Raw genomic sequence first — 23,927 nt, 5'->3', positions numbered from 1 at the left:
CGGCAACCGGCTGACTCGGATCTCAGCCGCGCAAGGCGCGCCAGCCTTTGCCCAGTAGCGTCACGGCCAGCAGTACCAGCCCACCGGCAATGATCCCGGCCACGGCATTGAGCAGGGTCGGCATGATCACCGACACCGGGCCCATGACGGCGGCACTACGCTCGGCCAGGCCCTCGATCAGATGGTGCACGGTAGGGACCCCGTGGGTGAGGATGCCGCCGCCCACCATGAACATCGCCGCCGTGCCGATCACCGACAGACTCTTCATCATCCACGGCGCCGCTCGCAGGATGGCACCACCGATGCGTTTGGCCAGAGCGCCCGGTTTCTGCGCCAGCCACAACCCCAGGTCATCGAGCTTGACGATGCCCCCCACCAGACCGTAGACGCCAACGGTCATGACAATCGCAATCCCCGAGAGCACCACCACCTGCTGGCTCAGGGAGGCGCCTGCCACCGTGTCCAGAGTAATAGCGATGATTTCCGCGGAAAGGATGAAGTCGGTACGAATCGCGCCCTTGATCTTGTCCTTCTCAAAGGCCACCAGATCCACCTGAGGGTCTGCCAGCGCCTGCAAGGTCCGCTCATGTTCGGCCGCATCGTCGCCGTGGGGCAGGTACTTGTGCGCCAGCTTCTCGAAGCCTTCGAAACACAGGTAGGCCCCGCCGATCATCAGCAACGGCGTCACCAGCCAGGGCGCCAGGGCACTGATGGCCAGCGCCGCCGGCACCAGGATCAATTTGTTGCGAAACGAGCCCTTGGCCACGGCCCAGACCACGGGAATTTCCCGCTCCGCGCGAACCCCGGAAACCTGCTGGGCATTGAGCGCCAGATCGTCGCCCAATACCCCGGCGGTCTTCTTCGCCGCCATCTTGGTCATCAAGGCTACGTCATCGAGAACTGCGGCGATGTCGTCGATCAAAACCAGCAAACTGCTTCCTGCCATGGGCCAGGCTTCCCTGCGTGAAATAAGGCGCGCAGCATAGCGCGTCAAAGGCCGGACAAGCGAGATGTCAGAAGCAGGAAAACCGCGGCCAACGGGCATTCTTGAGCCCCTCGCGACCCCGGTGCTACCATGCGCAACCGCCCGAACAGGCAAGGAATCCCCCGGTTTATGAGCACCATCCGCGAGCGCAATAAAGAACTGATCCTGCGGGCCGCCAGTGAAGAGTTTGCCGACAAGGGCTTTGCAGCGACCAAGACCAGCGACATCGCCGCCAAGGCCGGGTTGCCCAAGCCCAACGTCTACTACTACTTCAAGTCCAAGGAAAACCTCTACCGCGAGGTGCTGGAAAGCATCATCGAACCGATCCTCCAGGCTTCCACTCCGTTCAATGCCGACGGCGTACCCAGTGAAGTGCTCAGCGGCTACATCCGCTCGAAGATCCGCATCTCCCGCGACCTGCCTTTTGCCTCCAAGGTGTTCGCCAGCGAAATCATGCACGGTGCACCGCACCTGAGCCCGGACCAGGTGGAACAGCTCAACGCCCAGGCCAAGCACAACATCGAATGCATCCAGACCTGGATTGATCGCGGCCTGATCGCCCCGCTCGACCCCAACCACCTGATGTTCAGCATCTGGGCCGCGACCCAGACCTACGCCGACTTCGACTGGCAGATCTCGGTGGTCACCGGCAAGAGCAAACTTGACGAAGACGACTACGAAGCCGCGGCGCAGACCATCATCCGCCTGGTGCTCAAAGGCTGTGAACTGGATCGCTGATCGCGTTTCGGCCCCTTCCCGTGCATTTGTGCTGTTGCTGCAAACTGCGCACAGGAATATCAAGACACCAGCAAGGTCCTGCGGACCTTTTCGCAGCCTCGCAGCCTCGCGGGCTCGGCAGCGGCTACGGGCCAGGGCCGGGCCCGCGAGGTTAAGGGCTAAGCGCTGACGCCGGCGTCAGCCGCCAGGCCCTGAGCCTCGATCGCGCTGATCGCGCATTGCTCATCGATGTCCGAGGTATCGCCACTGATGCCGATCGCTCCCAGCACCGCCCCCGCCTGATCCCGAATCAACACCCCGCCCGGCGCGGGCACCACGCTGCCCTGTCCCAGGCCATTCAACGCACCGATGAACGCCGGGCGCTGCTGCGCATCCAGCGCCAGCAGGCGCGAGCCCTTGCCCAGGGCTACCGCGCCCCAGGCCTTGCCGATGGCGATCTGCGGACGCAACAGGCTGGCGCCATCCTCCCGTTGCAGGGTCACCAGGTGCCCGCCGGCATCCAGCACCGCGATGGTCAGCGGGGCCGCGTTGATCTTGCGCCCCGCATTGATGGCCTGATTGGCCAGGTTGACTGCGACTTTCAAGGTTAAAGCGCTCATGGGTGCCGTCCTTATCTTGTTATTGAGAAAGCCTGGTGGAAGCTTCTTGCAGGAGAAGTCCGATGCAGCAAATAGAACACAATGAATTTATTTTTTGTATACAATAATTCGAGAAAGGTAGCTCATGCGACAAAAGGACGCCGGTTTATAGGGCCCCATCGAAAGCCGCTACCGTTCAAGAAAATGGATTGACCTGCGCCATCCGCCGTGAATACACTTTGCGCAAAACCACTTGTATACAATTACAAAACGCAAGAGGCACAAAACCATGAGCAAAATGAGAGCAATCGAAGCCGCCGTTCTGGTGATGCGCCGTGAAGGGGTCGATACCGCTTTTGGCATCCCGGGTGCCGCCATCAACCCGCTGTATTCCGCGCTGCAGAAGGTCGGAGGCATCGATCACGTCCTCGCTCGCCACGTCGAAGGCGCCTCGCACATGGCCGAGGGCTACACCCGCACCAAGGCCGGCAACATCGGCGTGTGCATCGGCACTTCCGGCCCGGCAGGCACCGACATGGTCACCGGCCTGTACAGTGCCTCGGCCGACTCGATCCCGATTCTCTGCATCACCGGCCAGGCGCCCCGGGCCCGCCTGCACAAGGAAGACTTCCAGGCCGTGGACATCACCAGCATCGTCAAGCCGGTGACCAAGTGGGCCACCACCGTGCTGGAACCGGGCCAGGTGCCCTACGCCTTCCAGAAAGCCTTCTATGAAATGCGCTCCGGCCGTCCTGGTCCGGTGTTGATCGACCTGCCGTTCGACGTGCAGATGGCGGAGATCGAATTCGACATCGACGCCTACCAGCCACTGCCCCTGGCCAAACCGGCGGCCACCCGGCTGCAGGCGGAAAAGGTTCTGGCCCTGCTGGACCAGGCCGAACGCCCGTTGCTGGTGGCCGGTGGCGGTGTGATCAACGCCGATGCCAGCGATCTGCTGGTGGAGTTCGCCGAACTGACCGGCATTCCAGTGATCCCGACCCTGATGGGCTGGGGCACCATCCCTGACGATCACCCACAGATGGTGGGCATGGTCGGCCTGCAGACCTCCCATCGCTACGGCAACGCCACCCTGCTCAAATCCGACACGGTGCTGGGCATCGGCAACCGCTGGGCCAACCGCCACACCGGCTCGGTGGACGTCTACACCGAAGGCCGCAAGTTCATTCACGTGGACATCGAGCCAACCCAGATCGGCCGGGTATTCACTCCGGACCTGGGCATCGTCTCCGACGCTGGCAGCGCCCTGACCGTGCTGCTGGAAGTGGCTCGCGAATGGCAGACCGCCGGCAAGTTGAAAGATCGCAGCGCCTGGCTGCATGACTGCCAGCAGCGCAAGGCCAGCCTGCATCGCAAGACCCACTTCGACAACGTGCCGGTCAAGCCGCAACGGGTCTACGAAGAGATGAACCAGGTCTTCGGCAAGGACACCTGCTACGTCAGCACCATCGGCCTGTCGCAGATTGCCGGTGCGCAATTCCTCCACGTCTACAAGCCACGCCACTGGATCAACTGCGGTCAGGCCGGCCCATTGGGCTGGACCATCCCCGCCGCCCTCGGCGTGGTCAAGGCCGATCCGAACCGCCAGGTGGTGGCCCTGTCCGGCGACTACGACTTCCAGTTCATGATCGAAGAGCTGGCAGTAGGAGCACAGTTCAACCTGCCGTACATCCACGTGGTGGTGAACAACTCCTACCTGGGGCTGATCCGCCAGGCCCAGCGCGGCTTCGAGATGGACTACTGCGTGCAGCTGTCCTTCGACAATCTCAACGCGCCGGAGCTCAACGGCTACGGCGTGGACCACGTCGCGGTCGCCGAAGGCCTGGGCTGCAAGGCCCTGCGGGTGTTCGAACCCAAGGACATCCAGCCGGCCCTGCGCCAGGCCCAGGAAATGCTCCAGACCTTCAAGGTACCGGTGGTCGTGGAGATCATCCTGGAGCGCGTGACCAACATTTCCATGGGCACCGAAATCAACGCGGTCAACGAGTTCGAAGACCTGGCGCTGGTGGGCAACGACGCCCCTACCGCCATTTCCCTGCTCGACTAAACCCTGTAGCCGCGCCTCCAGGCTGCCATCAGGTTCGCAGAACCTGGCCGGGATCTGCCCCGCACCCTCTTCAAGAGGCACTGCCGGGGCAACTCGACTGCAGCCTTGGCCTGCTCTACAGGCTTCACCGATTCACAGGAGACCACCATGCCGCGTTTTGCCGCCAACCTGTCCATGCTGTTCACCGAACAGGACTTCCTCGCTCGCTTCAAGGCCGCCGCCGATGCCGGTTTCAGCGGCGTCGAATACCTGTTCCCCTACGAATTCAGCTCCGCCGAGATCAAGGCGCAACTCGATGCCCACGGCCTGACCCAGGTGCTGTTCAACCTGCCCGCCGGCGACTGGGGCAAGGGTGAGCGCGGAATCGCCTGCCTGCCCGACCGGGTCGAGGAATTCCGTGCCGGCGTCGACTTGGCCATCGCCTACGCCCAGGTCCTGGGCAACACCCAGGTCAACTGCCTGGCCGGCATCCGTCCCCAGGGGGCTGACGCCGCGCTGCTGGAAAAGACCTTCGTCGCCAACCTCAAGTACGCCGCCGACAAACTGCAGGCGGTCGGCATCAAGCTGGTGATGGAAGCCATCAACACCCGCGACATTCCCGGCTTCTACCTCAACAACACCGCCCAGGCGCTGTCGATCCGCGAACAAGTGGGCAGTGCCAACCTGTTCCTGCAGTACGACATCTATCACATGCAAATCATGGAAGGTGACCTGGCACGGACCATGGCCAACCACCTCAGCCAGATCAACCACATCCAGCTGGCAGACAACCCAGGACGCAACGAACCCGGCACCGGCGAGATCAACTATCGCTTCCTCTTCGAGCACCTGGACAGCATCGGCTACCAGGGCTGGGTCGGCTGCGAGTACAAACCGCTGACCACCACCGAAGCGGGCCTCGGCTGGCTGAAAACCCACAACGCAATCTGAACCTGGACCTGCGTAGGAGCCAGCTTGCCGGCGAACAGGCCCGCAAGCCTTGCAGCGGCCTTGCGGCCACCTGCGCTGGCCAGCCAGCTCCTGCAAGGTCCGTTTGAATAGAGGATTTTTATCATGGCTAAAATCGGATTTATCGGCACCGGCATCATGGGTCATCCCATGGCGGCAAACCTGCAGAAAGCCGGTCACTCCCTGCTGCTCTCGGAACACCACGGCAAGGCCCCGGCCGACCTGATCGCCGCCGGCGCGGTGGCCCTGGCCTCGCCCAAAGAAGTGGCCCAGGAAGCCGAATTCGTCATCATCATGGTGCCCGATACCCCTCAGGTCGAAGACGTGCTGCTGCGTGCCGACGGCGTTGCCGCCGGGATCGGCAAGGGCAAGATCGTCATCGACATGAGCTCCATCTCCCCCACCGCGACCAAGGCCTTCGCCGCCAAGATCAACGAGAAAGGCGCGCAGTACCTGGACGCACCGGTATCCGGCGGTGAAGTCGGGGCCAAGGCCGCGACCCTGAGCATCATGGTCGGTGGCGACAGCCAGGCCTTTGAGCGCGCCTTGCCGCTGTTCCAGAGCATGGGCAAGAACATCACCCTGGTGGGGGGCAACGGTGACGGTCAGACCGCCAAGGTGGCCAACCAGATCATCGTCGCCCTGAACATCCAGGCCGTGGCCGAAGCCCTGCTGTTCGCCTCGAAGAACGGTGCCGATCCGGCCAAGGTGCGTGAAGCGCTGATGGGCGGTTTTGCCTCCTCGAAGATCCTCGAAGTGCACGGTGAACGCATGATCAAGGGCACCTTCGATCCAGGCTTCCGCATCAACCTGCACCAGAAGGACCTGAACCTGGCCCTCAGTGGCGCTCGCGAGCTGGGGATCAACCTGCCCAACACCGCCAATACCCAGCAAGTGTTCAGCACCTGCACCGCTATTGGTGGCGGCAACTGGGACCACTCGGCCCTGATCAAGGGCCTGGAACACATGGCCAACTTCTCGATCCGCGATAAGCACTAAGCAGCATCCGTAGCCGCTGCCACAGGCGGCGCCAAGGTTCGCAGGAAACGCCTCACGGCGGGCCAGGGACAGGCCCTGCTGACCTTGTCGCCGCCTGAGGTGGCGGCTACACCCGTTTCAAGCCCCCCATAACAAGAAATCCGGGAGCCCGCCATGTCGGTCGATCCGCAACAATTCCTCCGAGAGCTGTTCGCCACAGCCATCGACGCCGCCCATCCGCAACAGGTTCTCGAAGCCCATCTCCCCAGCGACCGCAGCGGTCGCGTCATCGTCATCGGTGCCGGCAAGGCAGCGGCGGCCATGGCCCAAGTCGTGGAACGCAGCTGGCAGGGCGACGTCTCCGGACTGGTGGTTACCCGCTACGGCCACGGCGCCCCGTGCTCCAAGATCGAAGTGGTCGAGGCCGCTCACCCGGTGCCCGACGCGGCCGGCCTGGCCGTGGCCAAGCGGGTACTGGAGCTGGTCAGCAACCTGTCAGAACAGGATCGGGTGATTTTCCTGCTGTCCGGCGGCGGTTCGGCGCTGCTGGCCCTGCCCGCCACGGGCATCACCCTGGCCGACAAGCAGGCCATCAACAAGGCCCTGCTGAAATCCGGCGCCACCATCGGCGAGATGAACTGCGTGCGCAAGCACCTCTCGGCGATCAAGGGCGGACGCCTGGCCAAGGCCTGCTGGCCGGCCACGGTCTACACCTATGCCATTTCCGACGTCCCTGGCGATCTGGCCACGGTCATCGCTTCCGGCCCCACAGTGGCCGATCCGAGTACCTCGGCCGAAGCCCTGGCGATTCTCAAGCGCTATGCCATTGAAGTACCCGCAGCAGTACGCAACTGGTTGCAGAACCCCGACTCGGAAACCGTCAAGCCCGGCGACCCGTGCCTGGAACGCAGCCACTTCCAGTTGATCGCCCGCCCCCAGCAATCCCTGGAAGCCGCCGCGGTCAAAGCCCGCCAGGCCGGCTACAGCCCGCTGATCCTCGGCGACCTGGAAGGCGAATCCCGGGAGGTGGCCAAGGTTCACGCCGGCATCGCCCGCCAAGTGGCCTTGCACGGCCAGCCCCTGGCGGCGCCCTGCGTGATCCTTTCCGGTGGTGAAACCACGGTTACCGTGCGCGGCAAAGGTCGCGGCGGCCGCAACGCCGAGTTCCTCCTGAGCCTCACCGACAGCCTCAAGGGGCATCCCGGGATCTACGCCCTGGCCGGCGATACCGACGGCATCGACGGCTCCGAAGACAATGCCGGGGCGATCATGACCCCGGACAGCTACGCTCGGGCTGCGGCCCTGGGCCTGAGCGCCAGCGACGAGCTGGACAACAACAATGGCTATGGCTACTTCGCAGCCCTGGACGACTTGATCGTCACCGAGCCGACCCGTACCAACGTCAACGACTTCCGCGCCATCCTGATCCTCGAGAACCCCAAACATGACGCCTGACAAGAAAGTCAAAATCCTCGCCACCCTGGGGCCGGCCACCGACAGCATCGAGGACATCCGCGAACTGGTGCAGGCCGGCGTAAACATCTTCCGACTCAACTTCAGCCACGGCAGCCATGCCGACCATGCCCAGCGATATGAGTGGATTCGCCAGATCGAACGCGAACTGAACTACCCCCTGGGCATCCTCATGGACCTGCAAGGACCGAAACTGCGGGTCGGCACCTTCGCCGAGGGCAAGGTGCAGTTGGTACGCGGCCAGGCCCTGCGCCTGGACCTGGACCCGACGCCGGGGACCGCCCAGCGGGTCAACCTGCCGCACCCGGAAATCATCGCGGCCCTGGAGCCCGGAATGGACCTGCTGCTGGACGACGGCAAGCTGCGCCTGCGGGTCATCGCCAAGCACGCGGACGCCATCGAGACCACCGTGCTCAATGGCGGCGAACTGTCGGACCGCAAGGGCGTCAACGTGCCCCAGGCCGTGCTCGACCTCAGCCCGCTGACCGCCAAGGACCGCCGCGACCTGAGCTTCGGCCTGGAATTGGGCGTGGATTGGGTGGCGCTGTCCTTCGTGCAACGTCCGGAAGACATCCGTGAAGCCCGTACCCTGATTGGCGACAAGGCCTACCTGATGGCCAAGATCGAAAAGCCTTCCGCCGTGGCCCAACTGCGGGAAATCGCCGAACTGAGCGACGCGATCATGGTGGCCAGAGGTGACCTGGGGGTGGAAGTCCCGGCGGAAAGCGTGCCGCAGATCCAGAAGAACATCATCAGCACCTGCCGTCAGCTGGGCAAACCCGTGGTGGTCGCCACCCAGATGCTGGAGTCCATGCGTTTCTCCCCGGCGCCCACCCGAGCCGAGGTGACCGACGTCGCCAATGCCGTGGCCGAAGGCAGCGATGCGGTGATGCTCTCGGCGGAAACCGCCTCCGGGGAATACCCGCTGGAAGCGGTGCAGATGATGAGCAAGATCATTCGCCAGGTGGAAACCGGCCCCGACTACCAGACTCAACTGGACGTCAGCCGCCCCCAGGCCGAAGCCACGGTATCCGACGCCATCAGCTGCGCGATCCGCCGGGTGTGCAGCATCCTCCCCGTGGCGGTGCTGGTGAACTACAGCGAGTCCGGCAGTTCCACCCTGCGTGCCGCCCGGGAACGTCCTTCGGTACCTATCCTCAACCTGACGCCGAACCTGCAGACAGCGCGCCGCTTGAGCCTGGCCTGGGGTGTGCACTCGGTGGTCAATGACCGCTTGCGCCAGGTGGACGAGGTCTGTGCCACGGCCCTGGAAATCGCCCAGGCCCAGGGCTTGGCCAAACGCGGGGATACCGTGGTGATCACCACCGGCGTGCCGTTCGGCCAGCCGGGAACCACCAACTCCCTGCGCGTCGAAACCCTTCTCTGACCCGCCGCAGCGCCCGCGACCTGCAGCGAGCCTCCCAAAGAGGATGCCGCTGGGGTCGAACGCTGCGGTACGACAACCACCGCATTCGCCGACTCTCGTCATGCCTGCACAGTCTTTCAATGCCTTCTGCCCCGACTGGGCCACTGCCTTGCTCAACGGTTTCAGTCAGATTTTCCTCCAGCGCCACCCGCTGTGCGGCCTGCTGTGCCTGCTGGCGATCCTGATCAGCGCCCCGGCCCTGCTCGGGGGTGCCCTGCTGGGTGCCCTGGCCGGCCTGCTCACCGCCCAGCAACGGGGCTATGCCAAGGCCGACCGGCAAGCCGGACTCTTCAGCTATAACGGCGTGCTCCTGGGCCTGCTGCTGAGCCTGTACCTGCCCTGGTCGGTGCTGCTGCCGCCGCTGATCATCGCCGCCGCCGGCCTCAGCGCGATCATCACCCAGCAATGGCTGAAACGGGCCGGCAGCCCCGCCAGCCTGCCGGCCTACACCGCGCCCTTCGTGGGCCTGGGCTGGCTGTTGCTGAGCCTGATGGAACCCATGCAATCCATGCCCCAGGCGGTGCCCGGCCTGTCCCTGTGGAGCCTGCTGAGCGGACTGTTCCAGGGCCTGGGCCAGATCATGTTCCTCAGTCAGCCACTGGCCGGGCTACTGATTCTCCTCGGCCTGCTGCTGGCCAACCGCCGCGCAGCGACCTGGGCCCTGATCGGTTCCGCCAGCGGCCTGGCCTTGACACTGCTGCTGCATGAGCCCGGCCGTGCCCTACTGGGCCTGGGCGGCTACAACTGCGCACTGGTGGCCCTGGCCCTGGGCCAAGGGGCCCGACGTCCGTGGCGGCCACTGGCAGGGATGAGCCTGGCGCTGCTGATCACCCCGGGCATCGTCGCCCTGGGGCTAGCGCCCCTCACCGCCCCCTTCGTCCTGGCCTGCTGGCTGATGCATGTCGCCACCCGGGTCCTGGGGCCAGCGCCTGGGGACCACGCACCTTGCGCTCCCCCGGCAACTCCCCCTAGGCTTCGCTGATCTTTGATTCAGGCGACTCCCATGGTTAACCGCGACAACTGGCGCCAGCGCCTCTACGTGATGATCTTCCAGACCGATACGGTGGCCGGAAGACGCTTCGATACGACCCTGCTGCTGATCATCCTCGCCAGCCTGGTGATCGTGATCCTCGACAGCATTGACGAGGTGCACAGCAACTACGCCGACGTCCTGGCGTACATCGAATGGGGCTTCACCCTGATCTTCCTCATCGAGTACGGACTGCGCCTGTATTGCTCCCCCAAACCCCTGCGCTATGCCTTTAGCTTCTATGGCCTGGTGGACCTGCTGGCGATCGTCCCCGGCATCCTCGCCCTGTACTACAGCGATGCCCAGTACCTGTTGATCATTCGTATCATCCGCATGCTGCGGATCTTCCGCGTGCTCAAGCTGTCGCCCTACCTGAAACAGGCCCATTACCTGCTCGATGCCCTGCGCGGCAGCAAGCAGAAGATCCTGGTGTTCCTGCTCAGCGTCTGCACCCTGGTCACGGTGTTCGGCACCCTGATGTACGTGGTGGAAGGCCCGGAACATGGCTTTACCAGTATCCCCAAGGGCATCTACTGGGCCATCGTCACCCTGACCACCGTGGGCTATGGCGATATCGTGCCCAAGACCGTGATCGGCCAGATGATTTCGTCGATGGTGATGATCACCGGTTACTCGATCATTGCCGTGCCTACCGGGATCTTCACTGCGGAACTGGCCAGCGCCATGCGCGGCGAACAGCTCAAGCACGACTGCCCAGTGTGCCGCAAGAACAGTCACGAACCGGCCGCGGCCTTCTGCTCGCGCTGTGGCAACGCGCTGTTCAAGAAAATGGAATAAGCAAAGTACTTTTTAATCTTTAAAGAGATATAGCGCCCCGGCTATAGTCGGCGGCAAATTGCCTTCACTCTCGAACAAAAGGAATGCGCAGTGAAAAAACTCTTCAGCGCCTCGCTTCTGGCCGCCGGCCTGGCCCTGGGCAGCGTCGCCCAGGCCGCACCGACCCTGCTCAACGTGTCCTACGACGTGATGCGCGACTTCTACAAGGACTACAACACTGCCTTCCAGAAACACTGGAAAGCCGAGCACAACGAAAACATCACCCTGCAGATGTCCTTCGGCGGCTCCAGCAAGCAGGCGCGCTCGGTGATCGACGGCCTGCCGGCGGATGTCATCACCATGAACATGGCCACCGACATCAACGCCCTGGCGGACAACGGCAAACTGGTGCCGGACAACTGGGTAACGCGTCTGCCGAACAACAGTGCGCCCTTCACTTCGGCCACCGTGTTCATCGTGCGCAAAGGCAACCCCAAGGCCCTGAAAGACTGGCCAGACCTGCTCAAGGATGGCGTGCAAGTGATAGTGCCCAACCCCAAGACCTCGGGTAACGGCCGCTACACCTACCTCTCGGCCTGGGGCTACGTGCTGAAGAACGGCGGCGACGAGAACAAGGCCAAGGACTTCGTCGGCAAGCTGTTCAAGCAGGCCCCGGTACTGGACACAGGTGGCCGCGCCGCCACCACCACCTTCATGACCAACCAGATCGGCGACGTGCTGGTGACCTTCGAGAACGAAGCGGAAATGATCGCCCGCGAATTCGGTCGCGATCAGTTCGAAGTGATCTACCCAAGCGTCTCCGCTGAAGCCGAGCCGCCGGTGTCGGTGGTGGACAAGGTGGTGGAGAAGAAAGGCACCCGCGCTGCGGCCGAGGAATACCTGAAGTACCTGTGGTCGCCGGAAGGCCAGGAAATCGCCGCCAACAACTACCTGCGCCCACGGGACCCGAAAGTCCTGGCCAAGTACACCGACCGTTTCCCGAAAGTCGACTTCCTCTCGGTGGAGAAGACCTTCGGCGACTGGCGCAGCGTGCAGAAGACCCACTTCAACGACGGCGGGGTCTTCGACCAGATCTATACCAACGCCAAGTGACGCTGGTAGCCCGATAAAAAAAGCGACCGTGAAGGTCGCTTTTTTTATGCCGCCGATCAGGGAGTCACAGAGCCCGCGCCGAACTGAACTGCGCGGCTTCGGCCGCCTGATAACGCTCATCCAGCACCGCCTCCGCCTCGACTTCGATCAACCACTCCGGCAACGACAGCCCGCTGACGATGATCCATGAGGACGCCGGTGGCTGGCTGGCAAAACGCTCGAGCAATACCGCGCTGATGTGCTCCTGCTGATCCCGCGCCGCTTCGGCGATGTAGATCCGCAACATCACCACATCCGCCAGTTGACCTCCCGCCTCGGCCAGAACCTTCTCGATATTGTCGAAGGCCTGCTCGGTCTGCTGCCGCAGGCCCGGTCCTACGGTGCGCTCCTGCTCATCCACCCCGACCTGACCGGACAGCAGCAGGCGTCGACCGCCGCGCACCTCCACCGCCTGGCTGAAACCGTATTGCAGGGAATTGAACACACTGGCTGGGTTGAACGTTGACTTTTCCATAAGGGACTCCCACCGCACTGAACGACCGGAAACCCTAAACCAAGGCCTCAGCGACTTCCACTGCTAGCGCCGCGCAGCAACATTTGGCAACGCAAGCTTCAGCGCGGGGTTGCCAGCCTTGAGCAGGCTGCCCCCAGGGCCCTGAAGACCATGAGCATGCTATCGAACAAGATGTAAGTAAATGTATCATCAGCCCTCGGCAGCGGCACGCCCCGGCCATCTCCAGAGCCTCATGACTCAGAGATTTATTCCCAACAGGAATGAATGCTATCGCCCCGCCCTCTCTACTGAGTGACCGCGCGGTCTCTTAACCTTGTTCCATCCTTTCGCCGCCAAGAGAAACCTGATGACTTCCACGACCCAGGTGCTGCCCGCCAGCAACGTGACAATGACCCGAGGCATGGTGCTGCTGTTCGCCTTCTGCTGCGGCGCCATCGTCGCCAACATCTATTACGCACAACCGATCATCGAGCTGATCGCACCGGACCTGGGCCTGTCCAGCTCCATCGCCAGCCTGATCGTTTCTCTGACCCAGATCGGCTATGCCCTGGGCCTGTTCTTCCTGGTGCCCCTGGGAGACCTGCTGGAAAACCGTCGGTTGATGATCATCACCACCCTGGTGGCCATCGCCAGCCTGCTGGGGGCTGCCTATACCCAGCAGCCCAACGTCTTCCTCCTGGTATCGCTGCTGATCGGCTTCAGCTCGGTGTCGGTCCAGATCCTCATTCCCCTGGCTGCGCACCTGGCCCCCGAGGAGTCCCGAGGACGAGTGGTGGGCGGCATCATGGGCGGCCTGCTGCTGGGCATTCTCCTGGCCCGCCCGGTGTCCAGCGTGGTGGCCGATCTCTTCGGCTGGCGCGCAATGTTCATCGCCGCCGCCGTGCTGATGGCCGGCATCAGCCTGGTATTGATGCTGACCATACCCAAGCGTCAGCCGGCCCACAGCGCCACCTACGGCCAACTGCTGCGCTCCCTGGGCGGCCTGCTGCGCCAGCAGCCGGTCCTGCGCCAGCGAGCCTTCTACCAGGGCTGCATGTTCGCCACCTTCAGCCTGTTCTGGACCGCCGCGCCCCTGGAACTGGCACGGCATCACGGCCTGTCACAAAGCCAGATTGCGATCTTCGCCCTGGTGGGCGCCATCGGCGCCATCGCCGCCCCCATCAGCGGACGCCTCGCGGATGCCGGCCATACCCGCATCGCCTCGCTGCTGGCCATGCTCCTGGCAGCCCTGAGCTTTATCCCGACACTGATCCATCCCGCCTACAGCGTCATCGGCCTGGCAGTGACCGGGGTGGTCCTGGATTTCTGTGTGCAGATGAACATGGTGCTCGGCCAACGGGCGGTGTATGCCCTGGACGCCCACAGTCGCAGTCGCCTCAACGCGCTGTACATGACCAGCATCTTCATCGGTGGCGCCTTCGGCTCGTCGATTGCCAGTGCGGTGTACGAACATGGCGGCTGGCTGGGAGTGGTGCTGGTGGGCAGTGGGTTTCCACTGCTGGCCCTGCTGCGCTTCCTGCTGGTGGCGGACAACCGCCGCGCGGCCCGCGCCTAGGCCGTGCGCCCAGGACCCGGTGAACGTTTTGGCGCACACTGCTCAAGTGCCCCCTTCTCAACCCAGCAAGGACAACCGATGGACCGCCTGGCCGCGATGGAAACCTTTGTACATGTGGTGGAAAGCGGCTCCTTCTCCGCTGCCGCCCGGCGTCTGAACCTGGGTCAGCCCGCCGTATCGAAAAGCATCGCCCAACTGGAGGCCTATCTGCAGGTGCGGCTGTTGCTGCGCTCCACCCGCGGCCTGAGCCCCACCGAAGCCGGCCTGGCCTTCTTCGAACGGGCCAAACGCACCCTGGAGGAAGCCAGCGAAGCGGAAAATGCCGCCCGGGGCTCGGCCTCCCAGTTGCGTGGCACCTTGCGCATCTGTGCGGCGGTGACCTTCGCCCGCCTGCATATCATTCCTCACCTGGGGCCCTTTCTGGAGCAGCACCCCGAGTTGCAGATCGACGTGGTGATGGATGATCACACCATCAATCTGGTGGAGGCGGGAGTCGATGTCGCCTTGCGCATGGGCAGCCTCGCCGACTCGACCCTCATCGCCCGCCAGATCGCCGAGTGCCCGCGCCTGCTGCTGGCCACTCCCGAGTACTTCGCCGAGCACGGCGAGCCGCAGCATCCCGGTGAACTGACCGGGCATCAAGCGGTGATCTACAGCCGGGGGCCCGGTAATCTCTGGCACTTTTCCCAGGGCGACGACGAGCAACGGGTAAGTGTCAGTGGCAGGGTTCGAGTGAATGCCGCAGAAGGCTTGCGCGAATCGGTACTGGCCCACCAGGGGCTGGCAATGGCCTCGCAATGGATGTTTGCCCCGGAGCTGGCCAAGGGTGCGGTCAAGGCCGTGCTCACGGATTGGCAACTGCCCCGGCAACAGCTGTGGGCTGTGTTTCCCGGCGGGCGCCTGGTGAGTGCCAAGGCCCGGGCGTTCGTGGACTATGTGGAGCAGTTGCTGGAGCGTCTGTGAAACCCCGGCCTCAGATCCGCTCGCGCACCAGCACTTCGATATTCGCCGCCTCACCCCAGCGCCGCAGCCGGTCGATCAGGCTCAGGTCGGTTTCACCCACCAGATACAGGACGTCGATGGTCTGGATCGCGGCCCACTGGACGAACTCACTGCTGTCGAACTCGCCAAGACTGGCGAGCTGGAACTCGTTCTCGTAGAAACCCGGGATCACCGGGACCGGGGTGTCCTGGGGGCTGGCTCCGGCAATGAACGGGCAGGATAGGTGCACCACGCCCCATTGCGCCACACGCCAGTTCCTCAGGGCTTCGTCCAGGCGCGCGCGGGCACCGCGGACAAAGCCCAGGCCGTCGATCACTACCCGCCGGTTGACGATCAGCCACAGCTTGCGCCGGCGCGGCGCCTTGAGCAGTACCTCGCCGGTCACCTTGGACGCCCGCAGCGCCAGGGCGATCACCAGCAGCAAAGGTGCGCAGTAGCCATAGAGCCTCTCGGTATGACTGGCCTCGGTCAGGCCATGCAGACGATGTACCTCGGCCCGCTGGTGCTCCAGCTCACTGAAGGTGTCCCCCAGACGCTGCAGCCATTGCTGCACCAGCGGCGCTGAATACTCACCACGAAGGTCGCCCAGGGCCTGCTGCACCTTGATCACGGCCAAAGCCGAAAGACGCCCATCGGCAGAACGCTCCAATGTGCCAAAGCGTTCGCACAGGTTGCTGACCTGGGCGGCATCCTGGGGCTCATGCAGCTCCTGCGCCGCCTTGCAGTGAGCGCTGCCGAGCATGTCGTCGATCTCGGCCAGCACTCTGCGCTGCGCTGCGTCCCGGGCGCTTTGTGCCAGCTGGTAGTCACTCTGGAACCAGTCCACCCGCACCGCCTGGGTGGCGCTGATCAGGGCCAGGGCAGCCAGCAGCAACCAGCCGTAGTCGACTTTCTTCCAGCCGACCTCCCCCAAGCGAAAAACCGAGATCAGGCTCCAGCAGAAGAAGTAGTACATGAAGGCGAAGGCCACCAGCAGGTACACCGGTGCCAGGGACAGATAGATCAGCTCCGGCACGTCCGCCGGCCCCAGGCCGTACAACAGCAACAGGACGCAGACCACGGCCAGCCAGAACAGCATCGGCGCGACATAGGGTTTGTTCAGGTCTTTCTTCATCGGGCGCTCAACGGCTGATACTCAGGAACACCCCGCTGTATCGGCCAGCCTGGGCAGGGCTTAAATAATCCGCTGACCATGGCAAGGCCGGCGCCGGCTCTGGCCCGCGCCTTTGCTGTCAGTCGATGGCGTTGAAAATTACTGGAACTGACGCCCCAGCCCTGCGGGTACACCATGGATGTCGGTGTCTTCCCAGGGACCGTCGGGGCTGATGGAGCGGCTCCAGCCGTTGTTCCAACGGTAATAGGTGCGTTGGCGATAGAAGGTGTTGCTCTGGTTATCCAGCACATAGACCCCCAGCCGCGCATCCCAGTGACTGTGCCCGCCGGGTGGCGGAGCAAAGCTCGCGGAGGTGCGTGGCAGGGGCTTGGCGGCGGGAATCGGCGCCCCGGGCTTGACTGGCGCGGGAGCCGTGGACGGGGCCGGGCGCGTACTCGGCCCCGCAGGCGGGATGGGTTCAGAGGAGGTCGGCGCCGGCCGGTGGACCGTACAAGCACTCAACCCCAGGACCAGTGACAACAGGGTGATACGAGCGATGGCGGTCATGGCGGCTTCTCTGATTATTGATCCGGACTGTCGATGGTCAGCTGTTGCGCGGCCGTGGTGCTGCTGGGCAGGGGCTGGCTCTGCCCGATCCACTCACCGGCCGTTGGCTGGCCGGCACGGGAAATGCGCGCAACCAGTTGGACTTCAGGGAAGTTCGACAGTTTCAACTGCGGCATCATCGCGTCGCTATCCCCCAGCTCCACAGTGGCCGGCAGGTCGGCGACGGTCAGGCGCTTGGCCGCCAACGGCGCGGGCGGGCCCTGGGTGGCACGAGCGAAGATGAACACGCTGTCACCCGGCTGGACCTTGGCCTTGAGCTCCGCCGCCAGATCGACCCGGACCTTGAGCAAGGCGCCCTTGGCCTTGACCGCAGGCTCGGCCGCGACCTTGCCACCGGCCGCCAGCAGTTTTTCGCTGGCGCGATCAATGCCTCCCTGCAGCGCGGCACGGGAATTGTCCTGCGGCGGCAGTTGCGCCTGCAGGCGCTTCCAGTAATCGATGGCCTCCTGGAAACGCCCGCCTTCGAAAGCGGCGATACCCAGCAACCCGAGACTGGTGACTTCGTTGGGATCGGCCTTCAACGCTTCATCGGTCAAGCCCTGGACCTTGTCCGACCATTGCTTGTTATCGGCGAAGTATTGAGCCTGGGCCCACTGCCCCAACAGCTCGGGCTGGCGTCCGGCCAGGGCCACGGTACGCTCGAAGATCTTCGCCGCGTCCGCTGGACGGTCCTGGGCCATGTAGGTACGCCCAAGGAAATACAGGCCCTCGGCAGAATCCGGCTGGGCCGCCACTGCGCGCTCCAGGCGCCGGGTCATTTCTTCCATGGACTGCGGCGCCTGGGCGAACTCCCGGGTCAGCTCGACCTTGTCGCTGGCACCAAAATGCAGATACAGACCCAAGCCCAGCACCGGTACCAGCAGCGCCGCCAACAGCGGCAGAGGTTTGCCCAGACGCGAGGTCCGCACTGGGCCGCTGCCTTCGGTGTCCGCCAGCAGTTCCCGGGCCGCTTCCGCGCGCCCCGCGTCCATCTGCTCGGCACTGAGTACGCCTTGCGCTTGCTGGCCATGCAGCTCGGCCACGCGCTCTTCATAAAGCGCCACGTTCAGCGCGGTACGATCCTCCTCACGTTGGGCACGACGCTCACGCAATACCGGGATCAACAGGAAACTCAGGGCGATCAGGAGCAGCAGACCTGCTGCAAGCCAGAAATCAATCATGGGGGGTTTTATCCAGCAGTTGGTCGAGGCGCTGACGCTCTTCGACGGAAAGCGTGTTCGGGCTGTCGCTGCGTTCGACGCGACGACGCCGGACTATCACGGCAATGATCACCAGCCCGCCCAGCAACAGGCCGGCAGGACCGAACCAGAGCAAGGCGGTCTTGCCGGTCAGGGCCGGCTTGTAACGCACGAAGTCACCGTAGCGATCCACCATGAAGTCGATGATCTGCTGATTGTCCTTGCCCTCGCCGAGCATGCGGAAAATCTCCTTGCGCAGGTCGGCGGCAATCGGTGCATTGGAATCGGCGATGTCCTGGTTCTGGCACTTGGGGCAGCGCAGTTCCTTGGTCAGCTCGCGAAACCTTTCGCGGTCGGTGTCATTGGCGAACTGGTAGGTATCGATGGCAGCGTGGGCCACGCCAGCGATGCTCAGGCCCAGGATGGCGGCGGCTAACCAGCGCTTCATGGTTTGGCCTCGTCTACCAGGGCCTGGTACTTGGCCGCCAGCTGTTCGCGCCACACCACTTCGTCGATCACCCCGACGAACTTGTCACGGATGATGCCCTTGGCATCGATGAAGAAGGTTTCCGGGGCGCCATAGACACCCAGATTGAGCCCCAGGGAGCCCTCCTCGTCACGCACATCCAGCAGGTAGGGATTGTGGAACTCGGCCAGCCACTTCAGGGCGTCGGCATTGACGTCCTTGTAGTTGATGCCGTAGATCACCACGCCCTTCTCGGCCAGCTTGTTCAGCACCGGATGCTCGACCCGGCAGGAAATGCACCAGGTGCCCCAGACGTTGACCAAAGCCGGCTTGCCCAGCAGGTCAACGCGGGTCAGGGTCTTATCGCCCTGCACCGACGGCAGGGAGAACTCCGGGAACGGCTTGCCAATCATCGCCGACGGCAGCTCGGCCGGGTCCAGATACAACCCGCGATAGAGGAACACCGCCACCACCAGGAACACTGCCAGGGGCAACATCATCATCCAGCGTCTCATGCGGCGGCTCCTGTCATGCCCAGCGCTTCGCGCACGCGGCTTTTAACCTTGACCCGATAACGCCGATCCATCGCCGCCAGCAAGCCACCGAACCCGGTGAGCAGGCCGCCGAACCAGATCCAGCGCACGAACGGCTTGACGTGCACCCGCACCGCCCAGGCGCCATCACCCAGGGATTCGCCCAGGGCGACATACAGGTCACGGGTGAAACCGGCATCGATGCCAGCTTCGGTCATCATCGAACTCTGCACGGTGTACAGGCGTTTTTCCGGGTGCAGCACCGCCACTTCCTTGCCGTTGCGCACCACACGCACAGTGCCCTTGTCGGAAGTGAAGTTCGGCCCTTCGAAATGCTTGGCGCCTTCGAAGATGAACTGATAACCGGCCAGTTCCATGGACTCGCCTGGCTCCAGGCGCAGGTCGCGCTCGGCGCTGTTCTGGCTCGACAGCACCACGCCCAGGGCGCAGATCGCAATGCCCAGGTGCGCCAGCTGCATGCCCCAATAACTGCGAGTCAGGCTTGGCAGGCCCTTGATCAGGCCCTTGTGGCGGGTCTTGTCGAAGATGTCACGCACCCCGGCCAGCAGCACCCAGGCCGCCAGCAAGAAGGTCGCCAACACCGCCCAGTTGAAGTCGCCGTAGGCAATGCCGGCCACCACGGCCAGGGCCACGCTGCCCAGCAGCACCGGACCGAGCATGCCCAGCAGCCATTTCACCGGGGTGTCTTTCCAGCGCACCAGCACGCCCACCGCCATCACCACCATCAGCAGGGCCATCAGCGGAATGAACAGCGCATTGAAATACGGCGGGCCCACCGACAGCTTGGCCCCGGTCAGGGCATCCAGCACCAGCGGATACAGGGTGCCCAGCAGGATCATCGAGGACGCCACCACCAGCACCAGGTTGTTGCCCAGCAGCAGGGTTTCCCGGGACCACAGGTTGAAGCCCACATGGCTCTTGACCACCGGCGCCCGCAGGGCAAACAGGGTCAGGGAGCCCCCCACTACGAACAGCAGGAAGATCAGGATGAACACGCCACGCTCAGGGTCCGAAGCGAAGGCGTGCACTGAAGTCAGGACCCCGGAGCGCACCAGGAAGGTCCCCAGCAGGCTCAGGGAAAACGCGGCAATGGCCAGCAGCACGGTCCAGCTCTTGAATACACCGCGCTTTTCCGTCACTGCCAGGGAGTGGATCAAGGCCGTGCCCACCAGCCAGGGCATGAAGGAAGCGTTTTCCACCGGGTCCCAGAACCACCAGCCGCCCCAACCCAGTTCGTAGTAGGCCCACCAGGAGCCCAGGGTGATACCGATGCCAAGGAAGGCCCAGGCGACGATGGTCCAGGGCCGCGACCAGCGAGCCCAGGCAGCGTCCAGGCGACCGCCCAGCAGCGCGGCAATGGCAAAGGCAAAGGCCACCGAGAAACCGACGTAACCCATGTACAGCATGGGTGGGTGGACGATCAGGCCGATGTCCTGCAACAGCGGGTTGAGGTCACGACCGTCCGCCGGTACCTGGGGCAGGATTCGCGAAAACGGGTTGGAGGTCATGATCAGGAACAGCAGGAAGCCGGTGCTGATCATGCCCATCACCGCCAGCACCCGGGCCAGCATCACTTGTGGCAACTGGCGCGAGAACACCGACACAGCGAAGGTCCAGCCCCCGAGGATCAGCGCCCAGAGCAGCAGCGAACCTTCGTGGGCGCCCCACACGGCGCTGAACTTGTAGTACCAGGGCAAGGCGCTGTTGGAGTTGCTGGCGACATAGGCCACCGAGAAATCGTCACTCATGAAGGCGTAGGTCAGGCAGCCGAAGGCGAATACCAGGAACGCGAACTGGCCCCAGGCTGCTGGCTGGGCCAGGCTCATCCACAGGCGGTCGCCGCGCCAGGCACCCAGCAATGGCACCACCGCCTGGACCAGGGCAAAGCACAGGGCGAGGATCATCGCCAGATGACCGAGTTCGGGAACGAACAGTGCGGAACTCATGGCTTAACCCTCTTTCGCTGGTGTCGGTGCCGACTGGCCGCTGTCTTGCAACGCCTTGGTGACTTCCGGCGGCATGTATTTCTCGTCGTGCTTGGCCAGCACTTCATCGGCCACCACCACGCCATCGGCGTTGAGCTTGCCCAGGGCGACAATGCCCTGCCCTTCGCGGAACAGGTCCGGAAGGATGCCGCGGTAGGTGATGGCCACTGACTTGTTGAAGTCGGTGACCACGAATTTGACGTCCAGGGAGTCGGCGGAACGTTGCAGGGAGCCGGCCTCGACCATGCCGCCAGCGCGAATCCGCGTGTCCAGCGGTGCTTCGCCATTGGCAATTTGGGTCGGGGTGTAGAACAGGTTGATGTTTTCCTTCAGCGCACTGAGGGCCAGACCGACGGCAATGCCGACGCCCACCAGGATCGCCAGGATGATCAAAAGACGCTTTTTACGCAGCGGATTCACTTACCGTTCTCCCGGCGCAGACGACGCGCCTCTTGTTGCAGATAACGCTTGCGCGCCAGGATCGGCGCCACCAGCTCACGAGCCAGGACGACCAGGCAAATGCCATAGGCCGACCAGACGTAGAGGCCGTGATGGCCCATGGCGAGAAAATCGCTGAAGGATGCAAAGCTCATTGTGCGGTCTCCAGGCTGCGTTGGACTTCGGCCTTGACCCAACTGGTGCGGGCTTCGCGCTTGAGCACCTCAAGGCGCATGCGCAGCAACAGCAGCACGCCAAAGAAACAATAGAAACCCAAGGACGTCAGCAGCAGCGGCAGCCACATTTCCACCGGCATGGCGGGCTTTTCGGTGAGGGTAAAAGTCGCCCCCTGGTGCAGGGTGTTCCACCACTCCACCGAGTATTTGATGATCGGGATATTCACCACGCCGACAATCGCCAGCACCGCGCAGGCCTTGGCGGCGCTGTCACGATTGCTGATGGCGGCATTGAGCGCAATCAGACCTGCGTACAGAAACAGCAGGATCAGCATCGACGTTAGTCGCGCATCCCAGACCCACCAGGAACCCCAGGTCGGCTTGCCCCAGATCGCCCCGGTTACCAGGGCCAGGAAGGTGATCGAATGCCCGATGGGCGCCGCGCATTGCAGGGCGACATCGGCCAGTTTCATTTTCCACACCAGCCCGACCACACCGCACACGGCCAGCATGACGTAGCAGGACTGGGCCAGCATCGCCATTGGCACATGGATATAGATGATGCGAAAGCTGTTGCCCTGCTGGTAATCCGGTGGCGCAAAGGCCAAGCCCCAGACGACGCCGATACCGATCAGCAACACGGCGGCGACGCTCAGCCAGGGCAGCAGCTTGCCGCTGATGCCGTAAAACCATTTAGGCGAGCCGAGCTTATGAAACCAAGTCCAGTTCATTCATTGCTTCCATCACGGTTGCTCTTCGCGTTCACGAACAGCCAGGGTCTTTACTGGTTAAAAAACAACCAGACCTCATTATTCGCCGACGCTGATCTTCAGGCCAGCAGCTATTGCAAAGGGTGTAAGGGTCACTGCCAGGGCGGTCAGGCTCCCAAGCCACAGCAGATAACCTGTCGCCGGCATGCCCTGCAGTGCCGCCTGCAGGGCGCCACTGCCGAGAATCAATACCGGGATGTACAGAGGCAGGATCAGTAACGCCAGCAGCAAGCCTCCACGCTTCAACCCCACCGTCAATGCTGCGCCCACTGCGCCCAACAGGCTCAGCACCGGAGTGCCCAGCATCAATGAAGCCAGCAACACCGGCAGGCAGGCGGCAGGCAAGCCGAGCATCAAGGCCAGCAAGGGTGCAAGCAATACCAGTGCCAGGCCGGAAAAGGCCCAGTGTGCCAGTACCTTGGCCAAAACCAGAAGAGGCAGGGGGTGCGACGAAAGGACCCACTGTTCAAGGGATCCGTCCTCGAAATCACTGCGAAAAAGCCCGTCCAGCGAGAGCAGGACGGACAATAAGGCCGCTACCCAGACCAACCCGGGAGACAAGGTTTGCAACAGATTTGTCTCAGGTCCCACGGCCAATGGGAACAGTGCAACGACGATGGCGAAGAACACCAGGGGATTGGCCAACTCCGCCGGGCGTCGGAACAGCAAGCGCGCTTCACGGGCCAGCAATTGGGCAAAGACGCTCATGCCGCCCACCGCCCCAGATCCAGATCGCGGTAGCCGGACGGCATACGGGTCAGCGTGTGGTGAGTGGTCAGGACCACCATGCCGCCACGTTCACAATGATTGGCCAGGTGCTCTTCGAGCTGGGCCACCCCCTGTTTGTCCAGGGCGGTAAAGGGCTCGTCAAGGATCCACAGCGGCGGGCCGTCCAGATACAGCCGGGCCAGGGCCACACGACGCTGCTGGCCGGCAGACAGGGTGTGACAGGCGACGTCCTCGAAGCCGCGCAGGCCGACGGCCGCCAGGGCCTGCCAGATAGCGTCGCGCGTTGCCGACTGGTGCAAGGCACAGAGCCAGTTGAGGTTTTCCTCGGGGGTCAGGACATCCTTGATTCCGGCGGCATGGCCAATCCACAACAGGTTGCGCGCCAGTTCGGCGCGCTGGGCATGCAAGGGCTGGCCATTGAGCAGCACCTGACCGCTGGTGGGTTGCATCAGGCCGGCGAGCAAACGCAGCAGGCTGGTCTTGCCACTGCCGTTGGGGCCACTGATCTGTACCATGTCTCCGCCGGTCAGACGCAACTCCAGGTGTTCAAACAGCATCCGCCAGTCGCGCTCACAGGCGAGTGCTACGGCTTCGAGAAGAGGGCTGGTCAAGGGATGGTGGGCCTTTACGGGTTCAAGTCGGCAGTGGAGCGGCCGTTAAAGGGATGCAGGATAAATGCATTGGCGGCCTGTTCTAGAGAGCTGCGTCAAACATTTGCAATGTTTTCCC

The 23,927-nt window shown here is 63.5% G+C and carries 25 protein-coding genes; 11 read left to right on the top strand and 14 right to left on the bottom strand.

Translation table 11 applies throughout. From position 1 onward, the window contains the following. Nucleotides 1-22 precede the first annotated feature (22 nt). A complete protein-coding gene (locus ACMGF8_RS13845; RefSeq protein WP_416759941.1) occupies nucleotides 23-946 on the bottom strand; it encodes a DUF808 domain-containing protein in 924 nt (307 codons plus the stop codon). A 168-nt stretch (nucleotides 947-1,114) separates the two neighbouring features. Here ACMGF8_RS13845 and ACMGF8_RS13840 point away from each other — a divergent pair, with 168 nt between their 5' ends. Further along, nucleotides 1,115-1,723, top strand: coding sequence for a TetR/AcrR family transcriptional regulator (locus ACMGF8_RS13840; RefSeq protein ID WP_102863979.1), 609 nt, complete (start codon nucleotides 1,115-1,117; stop codon nucleotides 1,721-1,723). Between the two features lie 158 nt (nucleotides 1,724-1,881). On the opposite strand, the gene ACMGF8_RS13835 is transcribed toward ACMGF8_RS13840, so the two are convergent. Further along, nucleotides 1,882-2,322: a GlcG/HbpS family heme-binding protein gene (locus ACMGF8_RS13835; RefSeq protein WP_102863980.1), complete on the bottom strand. Its 441-nt coding sequence runs from the start codon at nucleotides 2,320-2,322 to the stop codon at nucleotides 1,882-1,884. Between the two features lie 268 nt (nucleotides 2,323-2,590). Between ACMGF8_RS13835 and gcl the strand changes: the two genes are divergently transcribed. The 8 genes from gcl (at nucleotide 2,591) to ACMGF8_RS13795 (ending at nucleotide 12,111) form a co-directional block, all read left to right on the top strand. Continuing rightward, nucleotides 2,591-4,366 (top strand): glyoxylate carboligase, encoded by a 1,776-nt coding sequence (gene gcl, locus ACMGF8_RS13830; protein ID WP_102863981.1) that lies wholly within the window; start codon nucleotides 2,591-2,593, stop codon nucleotides 4,364-4,366. Between the two features lie 147 nt (nucleotides 4,367-4,513). After that, nucleotides 4,514-5,296 carry a hydroxypyruvate isomerase gene (gene hyi / locus ACMGF8_RS13825; RefSeq protein ID WP_102863982.1) on the top strand — a complete coding sequence of 261 codons (783 nt, stop codon included), beginning with the start codon at nucleotides 4,514-4,516 and terminating at the stop codon, nucleotides 5,294-5,296. 123 nt (nucleotides 5,297-5,419) lie between these two features. Then, complete coding sequence (locus ACMGF8_RS13820; RefSeq protein WP_102863983.1) at nucleotides 5,420-6,313, top strand: 2-hydroxy-3-oxopropionate reductase; 894 nt, start codon at nucleotides 5,420-5,422, stop codon at nucleotides 6,311-6,313. A 153-nt stretch (nucleotides 6,314-6,466) separates the two neighbouring features. Further along, entirely contained in the window at nucleotides 6,467-7,747 is a 1,281-nt protein-coding gene (locus tag ACMGF8_RS13815; protein ID WP_416759937.1) for a glycerate kinase type-2 family protein, read from the top strand. Next, on the top strand, nucleotides 7,737-9,152 hold the full coding sequence (gene pyk, locus ACMGF8_RS13810) for a pyruvate kinase (RefSeq protein ID WP_115581874.1): 1,416 nt from the start codon (nucleotides 7,737-7,739) through the stop codon (nucleotides 9,150-9,152). Before ACMGF8_RS13815 ends, pyk begins: the two co-directional genes overlap by 11 nt. Nucleotides 9,153-9,252: 100 nt before the next feature. After that, nucleotides 9,253-10,173, top strand: coding sequence for an urea transporter (locus ACMGF8_RS13805; protein WP_207167267.1), 921 nt, complete (start codon nucleotides 9,253-9,255; stop codon nucleotides 10,171-10,173). A 21-nt stretch (nucleotides 10,174-10,194) separates the two neighbouring features. Next, complete coding sequence (locus ACMGF8_RS13800; protein WP_102863987.1) at nucleotides 10,195-11,019, top strand: ion transporter; 825 nt, start codon at nucleotides 10,195-10,197, stop codon at nucleotides 11,017-11,019. Nucleotides 11,020-11,109: 90 nt separating this feature from the next. Next, complete coding sequence (locus ACMGF8_RS13795) at nucleotides 11,110-12,111, top strand: sulfate ABC transporter substrate-binding protein (protein ID WP_058433729.1); 1,002 nt, start codon at nucleotides 11,110-11,112, stop codon at nucleotides 12,109-12,111. A 64-nt stretch (nucleotides 12,112-12,175) separates the two neighbouring features. On the opposite strand, the gene ACMGF8_RS13790 is transcribed toward ACMGF8_RS13795, so the two are convergent. Further along, on the bottom strand, nucleotides 12,176-12,625 hold the full coding sequence (locus ACMGF8_RS13790) for a RidA family protein (protein ID WP_102863988.1): 450 nt from the start codon (nucleotides 12,623-12,625) through the stop codon (nucleotides 12,176-12,178). Between the two features lie 346 nt (nucleotides 12,626-12,971). Here ACMGF8_RS13790 and ACMGF8_RS13785 point away from each other — a divergent pair, with 346 nt between their 5' ends. Beyond that, a complete protein-coding gene (locus ACMGF8_RS13785) occupies nucleotides 12,972-14,180 on the top strand; it encodes an MFS transporter (RefSeq protein WP_102863989.1) in 1,209 nt (402 codons plus the stop codon). 78 nt (nucleotides 14,181-14,258) lie between these two features. Beyond that, entirely contained in the window at nucleotides 14,259-15,143 is an 885-nt protein-coding gene (locus ACMGF8_RS13780) for a LysR family transcriptional regulator (protein ID WP_102863990.1), read from the top strand. 10 nt (nucleotides 15,144-15,153) lie between these two features. On the opposite strand, the gene ACMGF8_RS13775 is transcribed toward ACMGF8_RS13780, so the two are convergent. The 11 genes from ACMGF8_RS13775 to ccmA all read right to left on the bottom strand — a co-directional run bounded on the left by ACMGF8_RS13775 (nucleotide 15,154) and on the right by ccmA (nucleotide 23,809). Continuing rightward, nucleotides 15,154-16,296, bottom strand: coding sequence for a hypothetical protein (locus tag ACMGF8_RS13775; protein WP_115581870.1), 1,143 nt, complete (start codon nucleotides 16,294-16,296; stop codon nucleotides 15,154-15,156). 138 nt (nucleotides 16,297-16,434) lie between these two features. After that, nucleotides 16,435-16,842, bottom strand: coding sequence for a hypothetical protein (locus ACMGF8_RS13770; RefSeq protein WP_115581869.1), 408 nt, complete (start codon nucleotides 16,840-16,842; stop codon nucleotides 16,435-16,437). A 14-nt stretch (nucleotides 16,843-16,856) separates the two neighbouring features. Then, entirely contained in the window at nucleotides 16,857-18,062 is a 1,206-nt protein-coding gene (ccmI, locus tag ACMGF8_RS13765; RefSeq protein WP_102863993.1) for a c-type cytochrome biogenesis protein CcmI, read from the bottom strand. Further along, complete coding sequence (locus tag ACMGF8_RS13760; protein WP_102863994.1) at nucleotides 18,055-18,528, bottom strand: cytochrome c-type biogenesis protein; 474 nt, start codon at nucleotides 18,526-18,528, stop codon at nucleotides 18,055-18,057. Before ACMGF8_RS13760 ends, ccmI begins: the two co-directional genes overlap by 8 nt. Beyond that, nucleotides 18,525-19,061, bottom strand: coding sequence for a DsbE family thiol:disulfide interchange protein (locus tag ACMGF8_RS13755; RefSeq protein WP_416759932.1), 537 nt, complete (start codon nucleotides 19,059-19,061; stop codon nucleotides 18,525-18,527). Before ACMGF8_RS13755 ends, ACMGF8_RS13760 begins: the two co-directional genes overlap by 4 nt. Beyond that, nucleotides 19,058-21,046 carry a heme lyase CcmF/NrfE family subunit gene (locus tag ACMGF8_RS13750; protein WP_110595165.1) on the bottom strand — a complete coding sequence of 663 codons (1,989 nt, stop codon included), beginning with the start codon at nucleotides 21,044-21,046 and terminating at the stop codon, nucleotides 19,058-19,060. Before ACMGF8_RS13750 ends, ACMGF8_RS13755 begins: the two co-directional genes overlap by 4 nt. A 3-nt stretch (nucleotides 21,047-21,049) precedes the next feature. After that, nucleotides 21,050-21,505, bottom strand: a complete 456-nt coding sequence (ccmE, locus tag ACMGF8_RS13745) for a cytochrome c maturation protein CcmE (protein ID WP_115581868.1) — start codon at nucleotides 21,503-21,505, stop codon at nucleotides 21,050-21,052. Further along, the gene (gene ccmD, locus ACMGF8_RS13740) at nucleotides 21,502-21,678 is read right to left on the bottom strand and encodes a heme exporter protein CcmD (protein WP_011060018.1); all 177 of its coding nucleotides are present in this window, start codon (nucleotides 21,676-21,678) and stop codon (nucleotides 21,502-21,504) included. Before ccmD ends, ccmE begins: the two co-directional genes overlap by 4 nt. Continuing rightward, nucleotides 21,675-22,430 carry a heme ABC transporter permease gene (locus ACMGF8_RS13735; RefSeq protein ID WP_102863997.1) on the bottom strand — a complete coding sequence of 252 codons (756 nt, stop codon included), beginning with the start codon at nucleotides 22,428-22,430 and terminating at the stop codon, nucleotides 21,675-21,677. The genes ccmD and ACMGF8_RS13735 overlap by 4 nt, the downstream gene beginning before the upstream one ends. A gap of 78 nt (nucleotides 22,431-22,508) precedes the next feature. Next, nucleotides 22,509-23,177, bottom strand: coding sequence for a heme exporter protein CcmB (gene ccmB, locus ACMGF8_RS13730; protein WP_102864110.1), 669 nt, complete (start codon nucleotides 23,175-23,177; stop codon nucleotides 22,509-22,511). Further along, nucleotides 23,174-23,809: a cytochrome c biogenesis heme-transporting ATPase CcmA gene (gene ccmA, locus ACMGF8_RS13725; RefSeq protein ID WP_115581867.1), complete on the bottom strand. Its 636-nt coding sequence runs from the start codon at nucleotides 23,807-23,809 to the stop codon at nucleotides 23,174-23,176. The genes ccmB and ccmA overlap by 4 nt, the downstream gene beginning before the upstream one ends. Nucleotides 23,810-23,927: the final 118 nt, after the last annotated feature.

The organism is Pseudomonas sp. BNK-7, from assembly GCF_048072025.1.
Taxonomy (GTDB): Bacteria; Pseudomonadota; Gammaproteobacteria; order Pseudomonadales; family Pseudomonadaceae; genus Aquipseudomonas; species Aquipseudomonas danubii.
Note: the sequence above shows the minus strand (reverse complement) of the source record. Positions and strands in the feature narration are given on the sequence as shown.

What these genes read in the sequence shown, in the direction of transcription:
- ACMGF8_RS13760 (WP_102863994.1), bottom strand. Translation starts at nt 18,528, where the DNA reads ATGAAGCGCTGGTTAGCCGCCGCCATCCTGGGCCTGAGCATCGCTGGC.
- ACMGF8_RS13840 (WP_102863979.1), top strand. Translation starts at nt 1,115, where the DNA reads ATGAGCACCATCCGCGAGCGCAATAAAGAACTGATCCTGCGGGCCGCC.
- ACMGF8_RS13835 (WP_102863980.1), bottom strand. Translation starts at nt 2,322, where the DNA reads ATGAGCGCTTTAACCTTGAAAGTCGCAGTCAACCTGGCCAATCAGGCC.
- ACMGF8_RS13785 (WP_102863989.1), top strand. Translation starts at nt 12,972, where the DNA reads ATGACTTCCACGACCCAGGTGCTGCCCGCCAGCAACGTGACAATGACC.
- ACMGF8_RS13805 (WP_207167267.1), top strand. Translation starts at nt 9,253, where the DNA reads ATGCCTGCACAGTCTTTCAATGCCTTCTGCCCCGACTGGGCCACTGCC.
- ACMGF8_RS13800 (WP_102863987.1), top strand. Translation starts at nt 10,195, where the DNA reads ATGGTTAACCGCGACAACTGGCGCCAGCGCCTCTACGTGATGATCTTC.
- ACMGF8_RS13775 (WP_115581870.1), bottom strand. Translation starts at nt 16,296, where the DNA reads ATGAAGAAAGACCTGAACAAACCCTATGTCGCGCCGATGCTGTTCTGG.
- ACMGF8_RS13845 (WP_416759941.1), bottom strand. Translation starts at nt 946, where the DNA reads ATGGCAGGAAGCAGTTTGCTGGTTTTGATCGACGACATCGCCGCAGTT.
- ACMGF8_RS13750 (WP_110595165.1), bottom strand. Translation starts at nt 21,046, where the DNA reads ATGAGTTCCGCACTGTTCGTTCCCGAACTCGGTCATCTGGCGATGATC.
- ccmI (WP_102863993.1), bottom strand. Translation starts at nt 18,062, where the DNA reads ATGATTGATTTCTGGCTTGCAGCAGGTCTGCTGCTCCTGATCGCCCTG.
- gcl (WP_102863981.1), top strand. Translation starts at nt 2,591, where the DNA reads ATGAGCAAAATGAGAGCAATCGAAGCCGCCGTTCTGGTGATGCGCCGT.
- ACMGF8_RS13815 (WP_416759937.1), top strand. Translation starts at nt 6,467, where the DNA reads ATGTCGGTCGATCCGCAACAATTCCTCCGAGAGCTGTTCGCCACAGCC.
- ACMGF8_RS13770 (WP_115581869.1), bottom strand. Translation starts at nt 16,842, where the DNA reads ATGACCGCCATCGCTCGTATCACCCTGTTGTCACTGGTCCTGGGGTTG.
- ACMGF8_RS13790 (WP_102863988.1), bottom strand. Translation starts at nt 12,625, where the DNA reads ATGGAAAAGTCAACGTTCAACCCAGCCAGTGTGTTCAATTCCCTGCAA.
- ccmD (WP_011060018.1), bottom strand. Translation starts at nt 21,678, where the DNA reads ATGAGCTTTGCATCCTTCAGCGATTTTCTCGCCATGGGCCATCACGGC.
- pyk (WP_115581874.1), top strand. Translation starts at nt 7,737, where the DNA reads ATGACGCCTGACAAGAAAGTCAAAATCCTCGCCACCCTGGGGCCGGCC.
- ACMGF8_RS13735 (WP_102863997.1), bottom strand. Translation starts at nt 22,430, where the DNA reads ATGAACTGGACTTGGTTTCATAAGCTCGGCTCGCCTAAATGGTTTTAC.
- ACMGF8_RS13820 (WP_102863983.1), top strand. Translation starts at nt 5,420, where the DNA reads ATGGCTAAAATCGGATTTATCGGCACCGGCATCATGGGTCATCCCATG.
- ccmB (WP_102864110.1), bottom strand. Translation starts at nt 23,177, where the DNA reads ATGAGCGTCTTTGCCCAATTGCTGGCCCGTGAAGCGCGCTTGCTGTTC.
- ACMGF8_RS13755 (WP_416759932.1), bottom strand. Translation starts at nt 19,061, where the DNA reads ATGAGACGCTGGATGATGATGTTGCCCCTGGCAGTGTTCCTGGTGGTG.
- ACMGF8_RS13780 (WP_102863990.1), top strand. Translation starts at nt 14,259, where the DNA reads ATGGACCGCCTGGCCGCGATGGAAACCTTTGTACATGTGGTGGAAAGC.
- hyi (WP_102863982.1), top strand. Translation starts at nt 4,514, where the DNA reads ATGCCGCGTTTTGCCGCCAACCTGTCCATGCTGTTCACCGAACAGGAC.